Origin of the sequence: Acidihalobacter prosperus, from assembly GCF_000754095.2 — a bacterium.
Classification (GTDB): domain Bacteria; phylum Pseudomonadota; class Gammaproteobacteria; order DSM-5130; family Acidihalobacteraceae; genus Acidihalobacter; species Acidihalobacter prosperus.
On the sequence record NZ_JQSG02000006.1, the window covers coordinates 951,509 to 969,686 of the forward strand.

13 protein-coding genes are annotated in these 18,178 nt (G+C 65.8%); all 13 read left to right on the plus strand.

What is annotated here, in order from left to right; translation table 11 throughout:
• The first annotated feature begins 4 nt into the window (after positions 1–4).
• Complete coding sequence (locus THPRO_RS15210; RefSeq protein ID WP_038091218.1) at positions 5–1,012, plus strand: phosphotransferase enzyme family protein; 1,008 nt, start codon at positions 5–7, stop codon at positions 1,010–1,012.
• A 266-nt stretch (positions 1,013–1,278) separates the two neighbouring features.
• On the plus strand, positions 1,279–2,784 hold the full coding sequence (locus tag THPRO_RS15215; RefSeq protein WP_065089833.1) for an aldehyde dehydrogenase family protein: 1,506 nt from the start codon (positions 1,279–1,281) through the stop codon (positions 2,782–2,784).
• Between the two features lie 222 nt (positions 2,785–3,006).
• Entirely contained in the window at positions 3,007–4,455 is a 1,449-nt protein-coding gene (locus THPRO_RS15220) for an APC family permease (protein WP_052064498.1), read from the plus strand.
• A 42-nt stretch (positions 4,456–4,497) separates the two neighbouring features.
• Positions 4,498–6,441 carry a primary-amine oxidase gene (locus tag THPRO_RS15225; protein ID WP_065089834.1) on the plus strand — a complete coding sequence of 648 codons (1,944 nt, stop codon included), beginning with the start codon at positions 4,498–4,500 and terminating at the stop codon, positions 6,439–6,441.
• A 38-nt stretch (positions 6,442–6,479) separates the two neighbouring features.
• Complete coding sequence (locus tag THPRO_RS17075; RefSeq protein ID WP_161490003.1) at positions 6,480–6,632, plus strand: hypothetical protein; 153 nt, start codon at positions 6,480–6,482, stop codon at positions 6,630–6,632.
• Positions 6,633–6,657: 25 nt separating this feature from the next.
• Positions 6,658–8,430 carry a bifunctional protein-serine/threonine kinase/phosphatase gene (locus THPRO_RS15235; RefSeq protein ID WP_161490004.1) on the plus strand — a complete coding sequence of 591 codons (1,773 nt, stop codon included), beginning with the start codon at positions 6,658–6,660 and terminating at the stop codon, positions 8,428–8,430.
• Positions 8,431–8,447: 17 nt separating this feature from the next.
• Complete coding sequence (locus THPRO_RS15240) at positions 8,448–9,833, plus strand: ethanolamine ammonia-lyase subunit EutB (RefSeq protein WP_038091220.1); 1,386 nt, start codon at positions 8,448–8,450, stop codon at positions 9,831–9,833.
• On the plus strand, positions 9,830–10,648 hold the full coding sequence (gene eutC / locus THPRO_RS15245; protein ID WP_052064501.1) for an ethanolamine ammonia-lyase subunit EutC: 819 nt from the start codon (positions 9,830–9,832) through the stop codon (positions 10,646–10,648). The genes THPRO_RS15240 and eutC overlap by 4 nt, the downstream gene beginning before the upstream one ends.
• 266 nt (positions 10,649–10,914) lie before the next feature.
• On the plus strand, positions 10,915–13,212 hold the full coding sequence (locus THPRO_RS15250) for a TonB-dependent receptor (RefSeq protein ID WP_038091221.1): 2,298 nt from the start codon (positions 10,915–10,917) through the stop codon (positions 13,210–13,212).
• A 151-nt stretch (positions 13,213–13,363) separates the two neighbouring features.
• Positions 13,364–14,071 (plus strand): MotA/TolQ/ExbB proton channel family protein, encoded by a 708-nt coding sequence (locus THPRO_RS15255; protein WP_065089894.1) that lies wholly within the window; start codon positions 13,364–13,366, stop codon positions 14,069–14,071.
• Position 14,072: 1 nt separating this feature from the next.
• Positions 14,073–14,537, plus strand: a complete 465-nt coding sequence (locus THPRO_RS15260; protein WP_052064746.1) for an ExbD/TolR family protein — start codon at positions 14,073–14,075, stop codon at positions 14,535–14,537.
• A 62-nt stretch (positions 14,538–14,599) separates the two neighbouring features.
• Positions 14,600–15,334: an energy transducer TonB gene (locus THPRO_RS17080; protein WP_161490005.1), complete on the plus strand. Its 735-nt coding sequence runs from the start codon at positions 14,600–14,602 to the stop codon at positions 15,332–15,334.
• A gap of 17 nt (positions 15,335–15,351) precedes the next feature.
• Positions 15,352–18,135: a bifunctional YncE family protein/alkaline phosphatase family protein gene (locus THPRO_RS15270; RefSeq protein WP_201787008.1), complete on the plus strand. Its 2,784-nt coding sequence runs from the start codon at positions 15,352–15,354 to the stop codon at positions 18,133–18,135.
• Positions 18,136–18,178: the final 43 nt, after the last annotated feature.

The window sequence follows — 18,178 nt, forward strand, 5'->3', positions numbered from 1 at the left end:
GGCGATGGCCTACGCCGCGACCGTATCCGATAGCGATCTGGGCGCGATCGGCGAGGCCGTGGCCGGCAACCTGTGGCGCTGGGGGCTGCCCGACGACACGCAGGTTTCCCTGCTCAATCATTCCGAGAACACTACCTACGCGCTGCAGGCCGGCGGTCGCCGCTACGTGCTGCGCGTACATCGCCTCGGCTACCACAGCGCGGAGGCCATCGCCATCGAGCTCGACTGGCTGGCCGCGGTCAGCCGCGACACCGCGATCCGCACCGCGGCACCGGTCGCGGGTGCGGACGGCGCGCTGGTGCAGCCGTTTGCGACCCGGCAGCCGGAGGCGCGTCACAGCGTGCTGTTCGAATTCCTCGACGGCGAGGAACCGGACGAATCGGGCGACCTCGCCGCCGCGTTCGAGCAACTCGGCGGCATCACCGCGGAACTGCATGCGCACAGCCGGCGCTGGACTGCCGGCCGGCCGCGGCTCGCACGCCCGGTGTGGGACTTCGAGCATACCCTGGGCAGCCGCCCGATCTGGGGCGAGCCGCGTCAGGGCATCGGCGTGACCGCGGTGGTCGCGGCGCAACTTGAGCGCGGCATCCGCGAGGTGCGCGCGCGCCTGGAAGCCTACGGCGCCGACGCGCAGCGCTTCGGCCTGATCCATGCCGACCTGCGCCTGGCCAACCTGCTGGTGCACGAGGGCAGGGTGAGCGTGATCGATTTCGACGACTGCGGCTACGGCTGGTTTCTGTACGACCTCGGCAGCGCGCTCAGCTTCATCGAGCACCGCGACTACGTGCCCGCGCTGGTCGACGCCTGGGTGCGCGGCTATGAACGGCAGGCGCCGCTGGACGAGGCGGACATCGCCATGATTCCGACCTTCGTGATGATGCGCCGGCTGCTGCTGACCGGCTGGCTGGGCTCGCATCGCGAAACCGATCTTGCCCGCGTGATCGGGCGTGAATACACCCCGCAGACCTGCGACATGATCGACCGCTATCTGCAAGGCCGGCTGTTTGCCTAGGGCCTGTTTACATGATTGATCGGCATGCCGTTGTGTCTGAAAAGGCGCCAATCAAGGCGCGAGGAGTGCCGTTTGGTTATTCCAAATAAACGACGGGCAACGCCGAGTGGCGGCCTTTCAGCCGCAACCCGTAGGGTCGGGCCAGTTTTCGCGTCTCGCGGTGTTGCCGCTCGCTTATGTAGCCCGGCTACACCGCGCTCGCGGCTCCGGCAGCAGTCGCTCAGTCGTGTAAACAGGCCCTAGCGCCAGCACATTCCTGGAGACCCATGAACACGCTACCCGAATCGAAACCCGAACCCCGCTACCGCGACCGCTTGTTCATCGACGGCGAATGGGTCGAGCCGGCGGCGGGCGGCCGCCTGCCGGTGGTCAATCCGGCCACCGAGCGTGTGTTCCATGAGGTGGCCGCGGCCACCGCGGAGGACGTGGACCGCGCCGTCGCCGCCGCCCGGGCCGCATTCGCGACCTGGGGAACCACCACGGGCGCCGAGCGTGCCGTCTACCTGCGCGCGATGGCTGCCGAGGTGCGTGCGCGGCGCGACGAGCTGGCGTACATGGAGGTGCTGGACAACGGCAAGCCGCTGCCGGAGGCGCAGTGGGACATCGACGACGTCGCCGGCTGTTTCGACTATTACGCCGACCTGGCCGAGGAACTCGACGAGCGCCAGAACGAGCGGCTCGAACTCGGCGCCGACGGTTTCCGCGGCAGCGTGTGCTACGAGCCGGTGGGCGTGGCCGGGCTGATCGTGCCCTGGAACTACCCCATGCTGATGGCGGCATGGAAGGTCGCGCCGGCGCTTGCCGCGGGCGCCACCTGCGTGCTCAAGCCTTCCGAATACACCCCGTTGACCGCGCTGGAATACGGTGCCGTGGCCGAGGCTGCCGGGTTGCCGCCCGGGGTGCTCAACGTGCTTACCGGCACGGGACCCGAGGCCGGCGCGCCGCTCGCCGATCACCCCGGCGTCGACAAGCTCGCGTTCACCGGCAGCGTGCCCACCGGCATCAAGGTGATGCACGCCGCGGCCCAGCACGTGAAGGCGGTCAGCCTGGAACTCGGCGGCAAGTCACCCTTCATCGTGTTCGAGGACGCGGACGTCGAGAAGGCCGTGGAATGGATCATGTTCGGCATCTTCTGGAACCAGGGCGAGGTGTGCAGCGCCACTTCGCGCCTGCTGGTGCACGAGGACATCGCGCCGCGGGTGCTCGAGCGCCTGCGCGAGGCCGCACGCGAGATCAAGGTCGGCGACGGCCAGGAAGCGGGCACGCTGCTCGGTCCGCTGGTCAGTGAGACGCAGTATCAGCGCGTGCTCGGCTACATCGACATCGGTCTGGCCGAGGGCGCGACCCTGCTTACCGGCGGCCGCCGACCCACGGGGCTGGATCAGGGCTACTTTCTGGAGCCCACGGTCTTCGTGGACGTGCATCGCGAGATGCGCATCTGGCGCGAGGAGATCTTCGGCCCGGTGCTGGCGGTGATGACCTTCGGCGACGAGGCCGAGGCGCTGGCGCTCGCCAACGACAGCGACTTCGGCCTCGCCGCCGCGGTGATGTCCGCCGACCTGGAGCGCTGCGAGCGCGTCAGCCGTGCGCTGCGCGCGGGCATCGTGTGGATCAACTGTTCTCAGCCGACCTTCACCCAGGCGCCGTGGGGCGGCTTCAAGCTGAGCGGCATCGGCCGCGAGCTCGGCCGCTGGGGGCTGCAGAACTATCTCGAAGTCAAACAAATAACACGCTACGAAAGCGGCCGGGCATGGGGGTGGTACCTCAAATGAGAAAACACCTGTCCACATCAACCATCGTCCACTTGCGGGTGTTTATTACGGCGGTCCATGAGGCCGCGGAGCGATGAGGAGTCGTTCGAGTGGGTAACAACCGGAATTACAACGGATCCTGGGGTTGTGTTCTGCGCGGGGTACGACGTTCCGACGTATTGGCCCTGCAGGTCTGTGGGGGTTTTCGTCTATTCGCTTTTCTCATTATCAGAGGGTAATTGCATGAGCAAGGTACAAAGTGATATCGGCCTGGGTGGCGCCGGGCAAAGTTCCGGCGTCGGCCTGAAGTCCGACAACCTGACCTTCGTGGAAACCATCGGTCAGTCGATCGCCAACGTGTCGCCGACCTTCATGCCGGCACTGGCCGTCGCGGTGGTGGTGGGCATGGCCGGCCACGCGACGTGGCTGGTGTACGCGCTGGCGACGGTCAGCCTGATGCTGGTGGGCTGGAACCTGAGTCGACTGGCCAGTCGTTACGCCACCGCCGGTTCCTTCTTCGTCTATATCTCGCGCAGCCTGGGGCCGATCACCGGCGGCATCGTCGGCTGGGGACTCATCGTGGCCTATCTGGGCACGGCCATGGCGGTCACCGTCGGCGTCAAGGTGTTCCTCGACAGCGTGCTGCAACCGGTCGGCATCAAGTTGCCGGCTCTTTTGGTCTACGCGGTCACGGTCGCACTGGTATGGCTGCTGGCCTATCGCGACATCAAGATCTCGTCGCGCGTGGGCCTGACCCTGGAAGGCCTGTCGATCTGCGTCATCCTGTTCCTGCTGGGCGCCATCGTCATGAAGCACACCGGCAGCCTGGTCGACGTCAATCAGCTCGCGCTGAAGGGTTCGAGCGCCGGCAGCGTGGCACAGGCCGCGGTGTTCGCGATCTTCTCCTTCGTCGGCTTCGAGAGCGCGGCCAGCCTGGGCCAGGAAACGCGCAATCCGCTCAAGACCGTGCCGCGCGCGATCCTCAGCAGCACCCTGATGGTCGGCACCTTCTTCGTGATCGTGACCTACATCATCCTGATCGGTTTCGGCGACAACGTCGGCGCGCTGGCCAAGGACGGCGCCCCGCTCGACACCCTGGCCGCGGCCGCCGGCGTGCCCTGGCTCGGCACCTTCATCTACATCGGTGCCGCGATCAGCGCCTTCGCCTGCGCCCTGGCCTCGGTCAACGCCGCTTCGCGTCTGCTCTTCTCCATGGGTCGCTATCAGTTCGTGCATAGCTCGATGGGCTTCGTGCATGCCAAGCACCGCACGCCGCACATCGCGGTGACCATCAGCGCGGTGCTGACCTTCATCGTGCCCACGCTGATGCTGAAGATGGATTACCTGACCGCGTTCGGCATTCTCGGCACCATCGCGACCTTCGGCTTCGTGCTCGGCTATTTCATGATCTCCGTGGCCGCGCCCATCTACATCAAGAAAATGGGCGAACTCAAGCCCGTCGACGTCATCGTCGGCGTGGTGGCCGCGCTGGCCATGCTCGGCGCGTTCGTCGGCAGCGTCTACCCGGTGCCGGACTACCCGTACAACATCCTGCCCTACCTGTTCATCGGCTATCTCGCGGTGGGCCTGGTCTGGCTGCTGATGCTGAAGAAGAAATCTCCGCAGATCCTGCTGAACATCGAGAAGGATCTTGAGGTTTCCGAATCCGAAATCATCGTCGGCAAGAAGTGATCGCCGGCATGCGTACCAGTTTCTGGAAAGAGGGAAATTGAAATGCCTGGCATTGATGAAAGAATTGCCGAGGAGGGTGCTGTGACCGCCGCACTCCACCCTCTGGAACCGCTGTCGGTCGAGGAAGTCCGGCAGGCGGTCGCTGTCCTGAAGCAGGGCAAGGCCGAAGCCGAGTCGATGCGTTTCATGTCGGTGACGCTCAAGGAACCGAGCAAGTACGCGGTCACCGCGTACGAGGCGGGCGAGTCCCAGCCGCGCGAGGTGCACTTCATCATGCTCGACAACCGCGACGGCCAGACCTACGAGGCCGTCGTCTCGCTGAGCGAATCGGCGGTCAAGTCCTGGGCCCACGTGCCCGGGGTGCAGCCGCCGATCCACCTCGACGAGTTCATGGAGTGCGAGAACGCGGTCAAGGCCTCGCCGGAGTGGCAGGAAGCCTTGCGCCGTCGCGGCATCACCAACTTCGAAGACGCCATCGTCGACCCGTGGTCGGCGGGTTACTACGGCGAGGAGGAGTACAGCGGGCATCGCCTCTCGCGCGCGCTGACCTGGATTCGCGAGAGCCACGACGACGTCGGCTACGGACGGCCGGTCGAAGGCGTGATCGCCATCGTCGATCTCAACGAGATGCGCGTGCTCAAGGTGGAAGACAACGGCATCGTGCCGCTGCCGCCCCCCTCGGGCAACTACACCGTGAACTCGGTCGGTCCGCTGCGCGACGACCTGAAGTCGCTGGACATCGTCCAGCTCGACGGTCCGAGCTTCTCGGTCGACGGTCACGAGATCTCGTGGCAGCGCTGGAAGTTCCGCATCGGCTTCACGCCGCGCGAGGGTCTGGTGCTGTACCAGATCGGCTACGGCGAGGACGGCAGCGAGCGCCCGATCATCTACCGCGCCTCGCTGTCCGAAATGGTGGTGCCCTACGGCGATCCCGGCCCGAACCACAACCGCAAGAACGCCTTCGACGTGGGCGAATACGGCATCGGTCTTCTGGCCAACAGCCTGGAACTGGGCTGCGACTGCCTGGGCACGATCAAGTACTTCGACGCGGTGATGACCAACAGCCGTGGCGAGCCGGTCAAGATCCCGAAGGCGGTGTGCCTGCACGAGGAGGACTACGGCACCCTGTGGAAGCACAGCGACTGGCGCACCAACCATACCGAGGTGCGGCGTTCGCGGCGCCTGGTGGTGTCGTTCATCGCCACGGTGGGCAACTACGACTACGGCTTCTTCTGGTACTTCTACCAGACCGGCGACATCCAGCTCGAGGTCAAGCTCACCGGCTGTCTGTCCGTCGGCGCCTTCCCGCCCGGCGAGATGCCCAAGTACGGGAGCCTGGTATCGGAGCAGTTGTATGCGCCGATCCACCAGCACTTCTTCAACTTCCGGCTGCACTTCAACGTGGACGGCGACGAGAACGCCATCTACGAGGTCAACACGGTGTCGGAAGAGGCTGGGCCGGCCAATCCGCTGGGCAACGGTTGCTATCCCGTTTCCACGCTGCTCAAGAGCGAGGCCGACGCGCAGCGTCCGATCGCGCCGATGTTCGCGCGCTACTGGAAGATCGTCAACCGCAAGAAGCTCAATCGGCTGGGTCAACCGGTCGGCTACAAGCTGGTCCACGGCGAAAACGTGCTGTCCTTCGCCACCACGGGCGCCAGCGTGGTCAACCGCGCAGGCTTCATGCGCAACCACCTGTGGGTGACGCCCTATGCGCCGGAGGAGATGTTCGCGGCGGGCATGTACGTCAACCAGAGCCACGGCGATACCGGGCTGCCGGTCTATACCGCCGCCAACCGTTCCCTGGAGGATCAGGAACTGGTGGTCTGGTACACCTGCGGACACAACCACATCCCGCGTCCGGAGGACTGGCCGGTGATGCCCGTGGCCTACGTGGGCTTCCACCTCAAGCCGGTCGGGTTCTTCGACATGAACCCGAGCATGGACGTGGCCCCGCCCGAGTTGCGGGCGAGCAGCGAGGTTTGAGGGTGGGCGCGCCCGAGCCGGCACAGGACACGTGCGCCGTGTGCCGGCTGCACCTGGGTCGCCGGCCGGTCGTGCGGCTGGTGGACGGCGCCGAGCGGCGCTACTGCTGCACGGCCTGCGCCAGCACCGACTATCTGATCGCGCTGTTGCGCGAAAGGCAGCCGGCGCGGCGCGAGGGCGACGCGGCCTGAGCACCGCATGCCGACGCGGGCTAAGATGCGAGGCAATGATCCGCGGGCGCCGGAGTTCACCGGCGCCCGCGGCGATTTCGGCGAGGACGGGAACGCCATGATCGTGATCGAGCCGAACGGCGTCGGACCGGGACTGGAAATCGGATTCGTCTCGGTGGCCGGCCGGCGGGCGGTCAACGAGGATTACGCCGGCATAGCGCTCGGCGAGGCCGCCGGTGCCGCAACCCGCGGCGTGGTCGTCGCGCTGGCCGACGGCATGGGCGGCGCGGCTGCCGGTGCGGTGGCCGCCGAACTGGCCGTGCGCAGCTTTCTCGAAGGTTACTATCAGTTGCCGGAAACCCTGGGTCCGGAACGGGCGGCCGCCCGCGCGCTGGATGCGGCCAATGCCTGGGTGCATGCCCAGGGACGGGTGGACCCCCGGCTTACCGCCATGGCCGCGACCTTCGCGGCACTCATTCTTCGCGGGCGCCAGGCGTATTTCCTGCGCGCCGGCGACATTCGGCTCTACCGCCTGCGCGAAGGCCGCCTGCGGCGCATCGGTGCGGACCATTACGAGCCCGCGGTGATCGGCGGCGTGGTACTCCGCGCGGTCGGTCTGGAGCGGGCCATCGCCGCCGACTGGGACGTACTCGACCTGGCCGAAGGGGATCGTTATCTGCTGTGCAGCGACGGCCTGCACCGCACTCTGTCCGATGCACGCCTCGCGCCGCTGCTGGCCGAGGCGGATGCGCAGACCGCCGCGCAGCGCCTGATCGAGGCCGCGGTCGCCTTCGGGCGGGATAACGCCAGCGCCGTGGTGCTCGACGTGATGGCGCTGCCCGTGCTCGATCTGCATTATCTCGAACGGGTCATCGGCCCGCTGCCGATCGGCGACCTGCCGCGCAGCGGCGACAAGGTCGACGGCTACCTACTCGAATCGGTGCTCTATTCGGGACATTACAGCCGCCTGTTCGTGGCCCGGTCCGCGGACCAGCCTCAGGGCGACCCGGTGATCGTCAAGTTTCCGCTGCCGCGGGCGGAGCACGACGAGAACATCCGCCGCTCGTTCCTGCGCGAGACCTGGATTTCCGGGCGGGTGAAGAGTCAGTACCTCATCGATTACCTGCCGCCCGAGCCCGGCCGGCAGACGCGGCTGTACGCGGTCAGCCCGTATTACGACGGCGAGACGCTGGAGACGCGGCTGCAGCGCAGTCCGGTCGGTCTGCATGAGGGGATCGAGATCGCCGGCCGCCTGGCGAAGGCGATCGACACCTTGAATCGGCGCGAGATATTCCACCGCGACATCAAGCCGGAGAACGTGATGTTGCTGCGCGACGGCGGTCTGCGGCTGCTCGATCTCGGTTTCTCGGCCATGCCGGGCGTGCTCGATCCGGCGCCCGCGGAGGTGCCGGGCACGCCGGCCTACATGGCCCCGGAGCTGTTCGCCGGCGGCAGCGGCGACGCCCGTTCCGACGTGTTCGCCTTCGGCGTCACGCTGTACCGCATGTTCAGCGGCGGCAAGTCGCCCTACGGGCTGCGTCAGTCCGTCCCGCTGCACCGCCACCGGCCCGAGCTGCCGGCGTATCTGAGCCGGGTGTTGGAGAAGGGTATGGCGCGCGATCCTGACGAGCGCTATCAGGACGTGCTCGAACTGCTTTACGAACTCGAATACGCAGGCCGCACGGGCGCGCCGGCCGGGGTGGCGCGGCGACGCAGCCTGTACGAGCGCAATCCGCTACTGTTCTGGCAGGTGACCGCCTGGACGGCGATCGCGGTGGCCTTCGGGCTGCTGGTCGCCCTGATAAAACCCTGGACCTGATCAAGGAGGCTCACTCCATGTATCGACACACGGTAGGCGACACGCGCTACGCCTTCGCGGACCTTCGGACGCTGCTCGCCAAGGCCTCGCCGCTGCGTTCCGGCGATCAGCTCGCCGGACTGGCGGCCGAATCGGCGGTGGAACGGGTGGCGGCGCAGCGCGCACTGGCCGACGTGCCGCTCAGGGCGTTTCTCGACGAGACGCTGATTCCCTACGAGGACGACGAGGTCACGCGGCTGATCCTCGACACGCACGACGCGGCCGCCTTTGCCCCGGTCGCGCATCTCACCGTCGGCGGTTTCCGCGACTGGCTGCTGGCCTACGAAACCGACGCAGCGGTGCTGGCGCGGCTCGCACCGGGGCTGACCCCGGAAATGGTCGCCGCGGTGTCCAAGTTGATGAGTCTGCAGGACCTGGTGCTGGTGGCGGGCAAGTGCGAGGTGATCACGCGCTTTCGTAACACCATCGGCCTCAAGGGGCGGCTGGCCACGCGGCTGCAGCCGAACCATCCGACCGACGACCCGCGCGGGGTGGCGGCGAGCGTGCTCGACGGCCTCCTTTACGGCAGCGGCGACGCGGTCATCGGCATCAATCCGGCCAGCGACCACCTGGGCGCGCTGACCACGCTGCTCGAACTCATCGACGAGGTGCGCGAAACCTACCGCATCCCCACGCAGTCCTGCGTGCTGGCCCACGTCACCAGCCAGATCGAGGTGATTGCGCGCGGCGCGCCTGTGGACCTCGTGTTCCAGTCGATCGCCGGCACCGAGGCCGCCAACGCCGGCTTCGGCATCAACCTCGCGCTGTTGGGCGAGGCGCGCGAGGCCGCGCTGTCGCTGGGACGCGGCACGCTCGGCGACAACGTGATGTACTTCGAGACAGGGCAGGGCAGCGCGCTGTCGGCGAACGCGCACCACGGCGTCGACCAGCAGACCTGCGAGGCGCGCGCCTATGCCGTGGCGCGGGCGTTCTCGCCGCTGCTGGTCAACACGGTGGTCGGCTTCATCGGCCCGGAATACCTCTACGACGGCAAGCAGATCGTACGCGCCGGGCTGGAGGATCACTTCTGCGGCAAGCTGCTCGGCCTGCCGATGGGCTGCGACGTGTGCTACACCAATCACGCCGAGGCCGACCAGGACGACATGGACGCGCTGCTCACCCTGCTCGGCGCGGCCGGCTGCACCTACATCATGGGCATCCCCGGCGCCGACGACGTCATGCTCAACTACCAGAGCACCTCGTTCCACGATGCGCTGTATCTGCGCCAGGTGCTCGGCCTGCGTCCGGCGCCGGAGTTCGAGGCCTGGCTGGAGGCCATGGGCATCGTCGAGGACGGCCGCCGGCTGCGTCCTGCCGAGCCGGCGCATCCCCTGCTGACCCATCCGCTGGCGGTCGGCGAATGAGCGGCGAAGGGCGCAGACTGCCGGGGCAGGCCGATCCGTGGCGCGGTCTGCGGCGATTTACCGATGCGCGCATCGCGCTGGGCCGCGTCGGCGGCAGCCAGCCGACCGAGGCGGTGCTCGATTTTCGTCTGGCGCACGCCAAGGCGCGCGATGCCGTGCACCGGCCGCTGGACGCCGACGCGCTGTGCGCGCGTCTGGCGCCGCTGGGGCTGCCGGTGCTGCGCGCGGCCAGCCGTGCGCCCGATCGCGCGACCTACCTGCAGCGTCCCGATCTCGGCCGTGCGCTCGCGCCGGAAGCCGCCGCGCGCCTGGCCGGCGAACCTTCCGCCGGTTACGACGTCGTCTTCGTGTTGGGCGACGGACTCTCGGCCCTCGCGGTCGAACGCCACGCGCCGTCCTTGCTGGAGGCCGTGCTGACGCCGTTGCGGGCGCAGGGCTGGCGCATCGGTCCGCTGGTCGTCGCCGAGCAGGCGCGCGTCGCGCTGGGCGACGAGGCCGGGCAGGCGCTCAACGCATCGCTCGTGGTCGTGCTCATCGGCGAACGCCCCGGCCTGAGTTCGCCCGACAGCCTGGGCATCTATCTCACCTACGCTCCGCGACCGGGGCGTCTGAACTCCGAACGCAACTGCATCAGCAACGTCCGCCCCGAAGGGCTGCCCTGCAGCACAGCCGCGCACAAGCTGGTTTATCTGATGTCGGCCGCGAAGCGACGGGCCTTGAGCGGTATCGCACTCAAGGACGAATCGGTCAAACAACCGGAAATGGAAACCGATCCGCAAGTGCCGGATGCTCGGCGTTTGAAAGGCGATGCCTGATGGGGCGATGCCGAAGGGCGGGTTTGAATGGTCGGCTGAATGAGAATTGTAACTGTTACGTAAGTGCCGACGCGCAATAAAACCTGTTGTTGACAGTAAAATATCGAGATGGTTCGTGAACATTTTTTTATTTTTCGCTATCCACTGGATTTAGTTTTTGGTTAATCAGTTTTTAACGAATATTTAACGATCGTTCGAATACCATCGCCGCCTACTTTGCGACGGCTTTCGCTTGCCGTCACGACTCATGGCGATGGAGGTTCGAGGTGGATATCAAGGGCAAGGGGATTTTACGTGATGCCATCAGGGTGGCGATCGGTTGCGTGGTGATGGGGGCGGCCATTTCCACGGCCTATGCGCAAGATTCAGATTCGGGAGCGGTTACGCAGGTCAAGAAAGTCGTCGAGACCGTGCCGCCGGAAAAGGCGGTCGCCACGGTGAACAAAACCAAGGTAGAGCATGCCAGCCCATCGAGTAATTTGCTGTCGATCCTGAAAAATATACCGGGCTTCAATGTTTTGAGTTCAGGCCCCGGCAATCTGCTGTCGAGCGACACCGCGTTTACCTTGAATGGCTTCAGCAGCTCCCAGGTGGGCGCGACCTTCGACGGCGTGCCGATCATCAATACCTTCCTGGGCGGCGTATATGGCCAGGGCGACGATCATGCGGTCACGCCGATGACCACCGGCCAGATTGCCGGCGTGCAGGTGTACAGCGGCGCGAATACGCCGCAGCAGAATTCGATGAATTCTCTGGGTGGCACAATCAATTTCTCGCCGAAGCTGCCTGCGAAGGCGTCCGGGTTGGATATCGGCGTCAGTGGCGGCGCCTATGCCCGGCATGGGGGGACCAACTCGGTGCATGTGGAGGCCAATAGCGGCTCGATCAAGTCGCTGGACGGTTTCCGTGTGCTTGCGCGATACGGCCATACCAACGAGGCGGGGTTCCAGCAGCATGTTTATGCGCATCTCGACTCGTATTATCTAGCCGCCCTGCAGCCGTTCAACGACGGCTTGTCGAAGCTGAGCCTGATCTTGATACACAACGACGAAAAGGCGCGCATGCCCGACACTATTCCGCTGGCGCTGATCGAGCAATACGGCAGGAACTATCAGTATCCGAGGGGTGTGGTTGACAATTGGGTGCAGTCCCATGCCACACACATGATTCTGGGCGTCAAGTCGCTGCTCAATCCGATTGCCGTGGGCAGTCTGAAGTTTTTCTACAACGACACTCAGAACGATCGTACCGCCTATGCCAACGCGGTATACAACAACAGTTATATGGGTTATGCGCTGCCGACCACGCTGAAGAGCTCCTCGGCGCTCGACGGCTACGGTTCCAATTTCAATGTTTACAACAACGCCCTCGCAACCCAGATGTTCGGGTCGGCGCATGCCGGGACGCAATATCAGCGTTATATCGACAACTACAACAATGTGGGCAGCAAAGCGCACATCACCCTGTTGTTGCCGTCCAATACCGTGACGCTCGGCAGCATGATCCTGCACGCCAAGGACTACTCGACCGAAGGCTGGTACGGCAGCTCCCCGGTGCCGATGATCATGGGCTACAACGATGCCTGGCTGGAACACGACGGCAAGGATTACTGGGACGGCTACGCGCAGGACGATATTTCCCTGATGGGCGGGCGCCTGCACATCTATCCCGGCGTCAAGTATGTCCACGTATCGATGTTTTCGGAGGATGCGCAGGGTTATTACTACAGCTACAGCGGCGCCGTCGGCAAGACCTTCACTTGGGCCGAACCGTCGCTGGGCGCGACTTTCAGCCCGATCAAGCCGGTTGAGATCTACGCCAATTACGGACGTACCTACAAAGCGCCGAATATCAGTGCGTTGTATAGCGTGATTGGCAGCTCGCCGATTCCATCGCCGGTTACGGTCGAGCCGGAGTATGTCGACAGCGTCGATGCGGGCATCCGCTACAGCAGCTCTTTCGGTAAGGCCTCGATCGCCGTCTTCGATCGTATTTTCAACAAGGTGTTCAGCTATTCGTACAGCAACGTGACCGGTGTGACCACCGAGTATAATTCTGGAACGGCTGACTACAAGGGCTTTACCCTGGCGGCTGAAAAGCCGTTGTTCGATCATTTCTCCATCGATGGCAACTATGGCTATACCGACGCCAAGTACACCAAGGACTTCAAGGGCAACAACGGCACGGTGAAGGCGGGTATGTGGCGCCCGGACGTTCCCGTTTATACGGCCAATCTCGGTGTCAGCTATCGCCGTGCCGGCTGGTATGCGAATCTGAGCTCGCATTTCGTCGGTCGGCAATACATTGCCTATCAGAGCGGCGCGACCAGTAATGTCACGATTCCGTCATATTCCGTGATCGATCTGACGGCGTCCTATACCTGGCAGCCGCATGGCAGCTATTTCAAGAAGATCAAGCTGTCCGCCTATCTGGATAACGTTGCCGATACCCAGTACATCGCATACGCCTACGTGCACGGCAGCCAGACTTCCGGCGGAAATTACGAGCTGGTGCAGGAGGGGGCGCCGCGATTCATGGGCGTGGCCCTCAATGCGTCGTTTTAACAATATATTCACAGAACAAATCCAGGCTGCCTGGGTCTTAGCTTCGAGCATTTCCCACCGCCTGCGTCGATATGACGCAGGCGGTGGGCGTTGAAAATCGCTTGTATATGCCTGTCGGCTTGTGGTCAAAATTTATGAGGGTAATCTGGAAATGGAACTGATCGTTCATCTGATCAAGCTGTCGGGCGGTTTGCCGATCATCATGGCGCTGCTGTTGCTGGTGGCGGTGGCGGTGATTTTTGACCGGCTGTGGTTTTACTACCGGGTGCTGGGTGCGGGCGGTCGGGTGGAGGAATCGCTCAAGGCGCTGGGCTACCGCGACGTGCGCGGTCTCAAGGCGCTGGGCGAGGATTATTCGCACACCCTGCAGGGGCGCCTGATCCTGCAGGCGGTGGCGTCCAAGGCCGAGACGCCGGACGCACTGTCGCAGCACCTCGACGAGGAAGTGCTGTGGTCGATGCCGCGGCTGGACCAGTACCTGTGGCTGCTGGACACGGCGGCGACCTTAGGTCCGCTGCTGGGCCTGTTCGGCACCATCATCGGCATGATCGACACCTTCAACGTGCTGGGCAGCTCCGGGGCTGCGGTCAAGGCCACCGGGGGCATCGCCGACGCGCTGGTGTCGACCGGGATGGGTCTTTTCATCGCGATCATCTCGGTGCTGTTCCTGAACCTGCTGAACAAGCGCCTGCGTCTTGCGATGCACCAGCTCGACCTGATCCGCCTGCTGCTGATCAACCGCCTGCACGGCGAGGGCGTCAAGGCGCACGGCGAGGCCGGCGCGGAACACTTCGAGACGCGCAGCGCGCTGGGCGCGCACCTGGGGCTGGGCGACACGCGCAAGGCCGAGGGCGTGTGAGATGGATCGCTCCCGCTACTTCGAGCATCAGGAACCGCGGCTGAACATCATCCCGATGATCGACATCATGATGTTCCTGCTGGTGTTCTTCGTGCTGATGGTGCTGCACATGATCCCCAACACCGGGGTGAAGCTGCACCTGCCGAGCGCGAGCACGGCGACCAAGCTGCCGCACAAGAGCGTGATCGTCGGCGTGACCGACAAGGGCGCGGTGCGCTACCAGGACCACACGGTGACCCTGGACGCGCTCAAGCAGGCGCTGTCGGCGCTCAAGGACAAGGCCACGGTGAGCGTGATCATCGCCAGCGACGGCAAGGCCACGGTGAAGGAGCTGACCGGGGTGATGAACGCGGTGCGCGAGCTCGGGATCAGCAAGATCGGCCTGGCCACGCGCGCGGGATCTCCGGCGGGCGCCGGCAAGACCGCCCCGGCCGCCGCGCCGCCGACGGGTAGCGCGGCGCCATGAGCGCGCTGGCGCCGTCGCTCGGGCCGTGGTCGCCGCCGCGGCTGGGCCTGCCGCGGGCGTTCGTGCTGGCGCTCGCGTTCGAGGTGCTGATCGCGGTGCTGCTGCTGTGGCCGTGGCACCACGCGCCGGCGCCGCCGCCGCCGGCGAAGCCGCAGCAGGTGACCACGGTGCAGTTCGTCAAGCTGCCGCCGCCTCCGCCGCCGCAGCCGGTGGTGCAGCCCAGGATCGTGCCGCCGCCGCCGATCCCCAAGCCGCAGATCGTGATCCCGAAGAAGCCCAAGCCCAAGCCGGTGGTGCACCACAAGCCCAAGCCCGTGCATCACGTGATCCACAAGCCGCGGCCGGTGCATCACAGGCCCAAGCCGATCGTGCATCACAAACCCAAGCCGGTGCCCAAGCCCAAGCCCGCGCCGCATCCGCACGTGGTGCCGCACCCGGCGCCGCAGGCGGTCAAGTCGCCGCTGCCGGCACCGAAGGTGGCGCCCGTGTCCGGGCCCAGCCCGTCGGCGATCGCCGCCTACAGCCAGGCCCTGCACGTGCTGATCCAGAACAACGTGCAGGTCGGCGAGATGGTGCGCCAGCTCGGCCTGTCCGGCAGCGTGCGGGTGCGCTTCGTGCTCGGCCCCCAGGGCGGCGCCGCGCAGGACGTGCACATCATCTCCGGCGGCGCCAATCCCCTCATCCGCCACGACGCGCTCAAGACCGTCGGACAGCTCAGCTACCCACCGTTCCCCAAGGCCTTCGGCAAAGCACACCGTACCTTCGAGGTCGTCGTGCAGATCAATTCCGGTAATTAAGCGGTAAGGAGACCGCCATGTCGTCCATGTGCCAACGGTTTTCTTCCCGCCGTCGATGGCTGATTCCACTGATCGTGACGGTGCTGCTGTCGCATGCCGCATGGGCCGACGATGAGGCGGGGGCGGAAGATGACGCGCCGGCCGTGCCGATGGTCGGACGTCTCGGCGATCTGGCGGCGGTCACGCACGAGATTGCCACGGGCAGGCGTATCAGCCCGGTCGGTACGTTGCTCGGGACGTCCAATTTCGTGACCGCTGTGGTTGTCGACGACGGCCGCGCCTACGTGTTGTCCAGCGGCGCCACGCATGCGCAGACGGTTGCGGCCTATCAGGCCCACGATTTGCGGGCATCGGGGCAGGTGCAGGGATACAGGCGCGAAATCGCGGCCGGGGCGCCGGATGCCGGCGTGCTGCGCATCGCCCGTCAGGACTTCTTCCAGGGGCTCGCCGCCGGCCCCGGCGGGCACGTCTATGCCGCGGGCGGTGTCAGCGACGTGCTGCTGGCGCTGCGCCACGACCGGCAGGGCTTCCATGAACTGCGGCGCTATCGCCTCGCCTTCCACCCTTTCCCGCGGGATCAGTATCCGTATCACTATCAGGGTTCGCGCGGCGGCGCGTACCACTTCTATCCGGACGGGGTGACGCTCGATCACGAGGGGCGCCATGCTTACGTCACCGGCTTGCTCAGCAATGCGGTGGCGCGTATCGATCTCGCAACCGGCGCCACCCAATACGCCAACGCGGGACCGTATCCTTTTGCTCCCGTGCTCGCCGACCACGGCCAGCTACTGGTCGTCAGCGACTGGGGCGGATGCGGCGTGAGCGTACTCGACGCTCGCAGCCTCAAGCCCCTGGGGCAGGTTTGCGTGGGTCCCAGGACGGGGCCGGACAACGCCGACCCTGGCATCCACCCCACCGGCCTCGTCGCCGTGCCCGGCACGGCCAAGGTGGTATTCGCGGCGGCGAATCTGGACGAGGCCGTGGAAATCGACGCGCGCAGCCTCAAGGTCGTGCGTACCTTCGACGACGCACCCTATCCCGGCGCGCCCCCGGGGAGTTATCCGGATGCCGTCGCCGTTCACGGCGGACGGCTGTTCGTCGCCAATGCCGGCAACAACGACGTCGCCATATTCGATCTCGCCAGCGGGCGGCGGTTGGGCCTGGTCCCCACCGCCTGGTATCCCACCGGGCTCGCCGCCGGTCCCGATGCGCTCTACGTGGTGGCCGCCAAGGGTATGGGCAGCGGGCCGAACCTCAAGCACCAGTGGGTCGGCACGATGATGCATGGCGTGCTCCAGCGCATCGACTACACGCACCTGAACGCCGAGTTGCCGCGCCTGACCTCGCTCGCGCTGCGCGACAATGGTTTCGATCAGGCGCGGCGCGATGCGCTGGCGCATGCCAATCGGGAGACGGCGACCTGGCTGCGCCGGCATATTCGCCACGTGGTCTTCATCCTGCGCGAGAACAAGACCTTCGACGAGGAACTCGGCGACTACCGGCCCGCCGGTCGCTGGGCCGACCCCAAGCTCGCCCTCTACGGCCCGCGCCAGCTGCCCAACCTCTACGCCTGGGCCGACCGCTACGCCCTGTTCGACAACTTCTACGCCGACGGCGAGGTCACCGCCCAGGGCCACCAGTGGGTCACCGGCGCCTCCGACTCCGACTTCGTGCAGCGCACCTGGCCGCAGTACTACTCCGGCCGCGGCCTCGTGCCCAACCCCGGCTGGACCCAGTCGCTGGTGCCCGCCAAGCTCGCCGACGGCACCGGCGGCATCCCCGGCGGGGCCGCCAACCCCTACGCCATCTACACCGATCTGCCCAAGCTCGGGCGCTGGTCCAATCCCTGGATCGCCTACCCGCAGCGGCTGTACCTGTTCAACGACCTGCTGGCGCATCGGGTCAGCTTCGAGGATTTCGGCGAGTTCGTATCGCGCAACGAGGCCGGCGTCATCGCCCCGGCCATGCGGGCGCATCTGGCCGTCGACTTCCCCGGCTGGGACCGCATGATCCTCGACACCCACCGCGCGCACGTGGCCATCGACTGGATGCGTCGTCATGCCGCCGACCTGCCCCGGTTCACCTACATCTGGCTGCCCGATGATCACACCGCCGGACGCAGTCCCTGCTACTACACGCCTGATTACTATGTCGCCAATAACGACCGCGCAACCGCGCAGATCGTGCACTATCTGAGCACCACGCCGCAGTGGAAGCACACCCTGGTGATCGTGACCGAGGACGATGCGCAATCAGGCGCCGATCACATCGACGCCCATCGCACCTTCGCGATCGCCCTGGGGCCGTGGGTGCGCCACACGCAGGTCACCACGCGTTATTCCCAGGTCAATCTCGTGCGCACCATCGAGGCCATTCTCGGTTTGCCACCGATGTCGCAGTGGGATGCCAATGCCGCGGTGATCCGCGGCATCTGGCGCGACCGTCCGGACGCCGCCGAGGTGCCGGTGCAGCCGCTGCGCACGCCGGTGGCCTACAACACTGGCAGCTGTCCCGACGGCAAGTTGCTGCGTCGCATCGCGGGCGCTAGCGGCCAGACCGTGACCGCATCCTGGATTCGCGCTCATCTCCACCCGGATGGCGCCACAGTGTCTCCGAAGGCCGACAACCGCTATACGCCGACCAGCTTGCTCAAGATTCCCGGTCCCGAGCAGATGCGTCAGGAATGGATCGCCAGCAAGGGCCAGGCGAGTTACGAGAAAACCCTGCGCTACCTCAAGGCCATGGCCCACGAGCAGCATGCGCCGCTCAGCCACTTCATGGCGAGTGACGACGGCGATTGATATCCGGCGCGGCGGCCGGCGCGAAGCGACCGCCGCGGGTGCG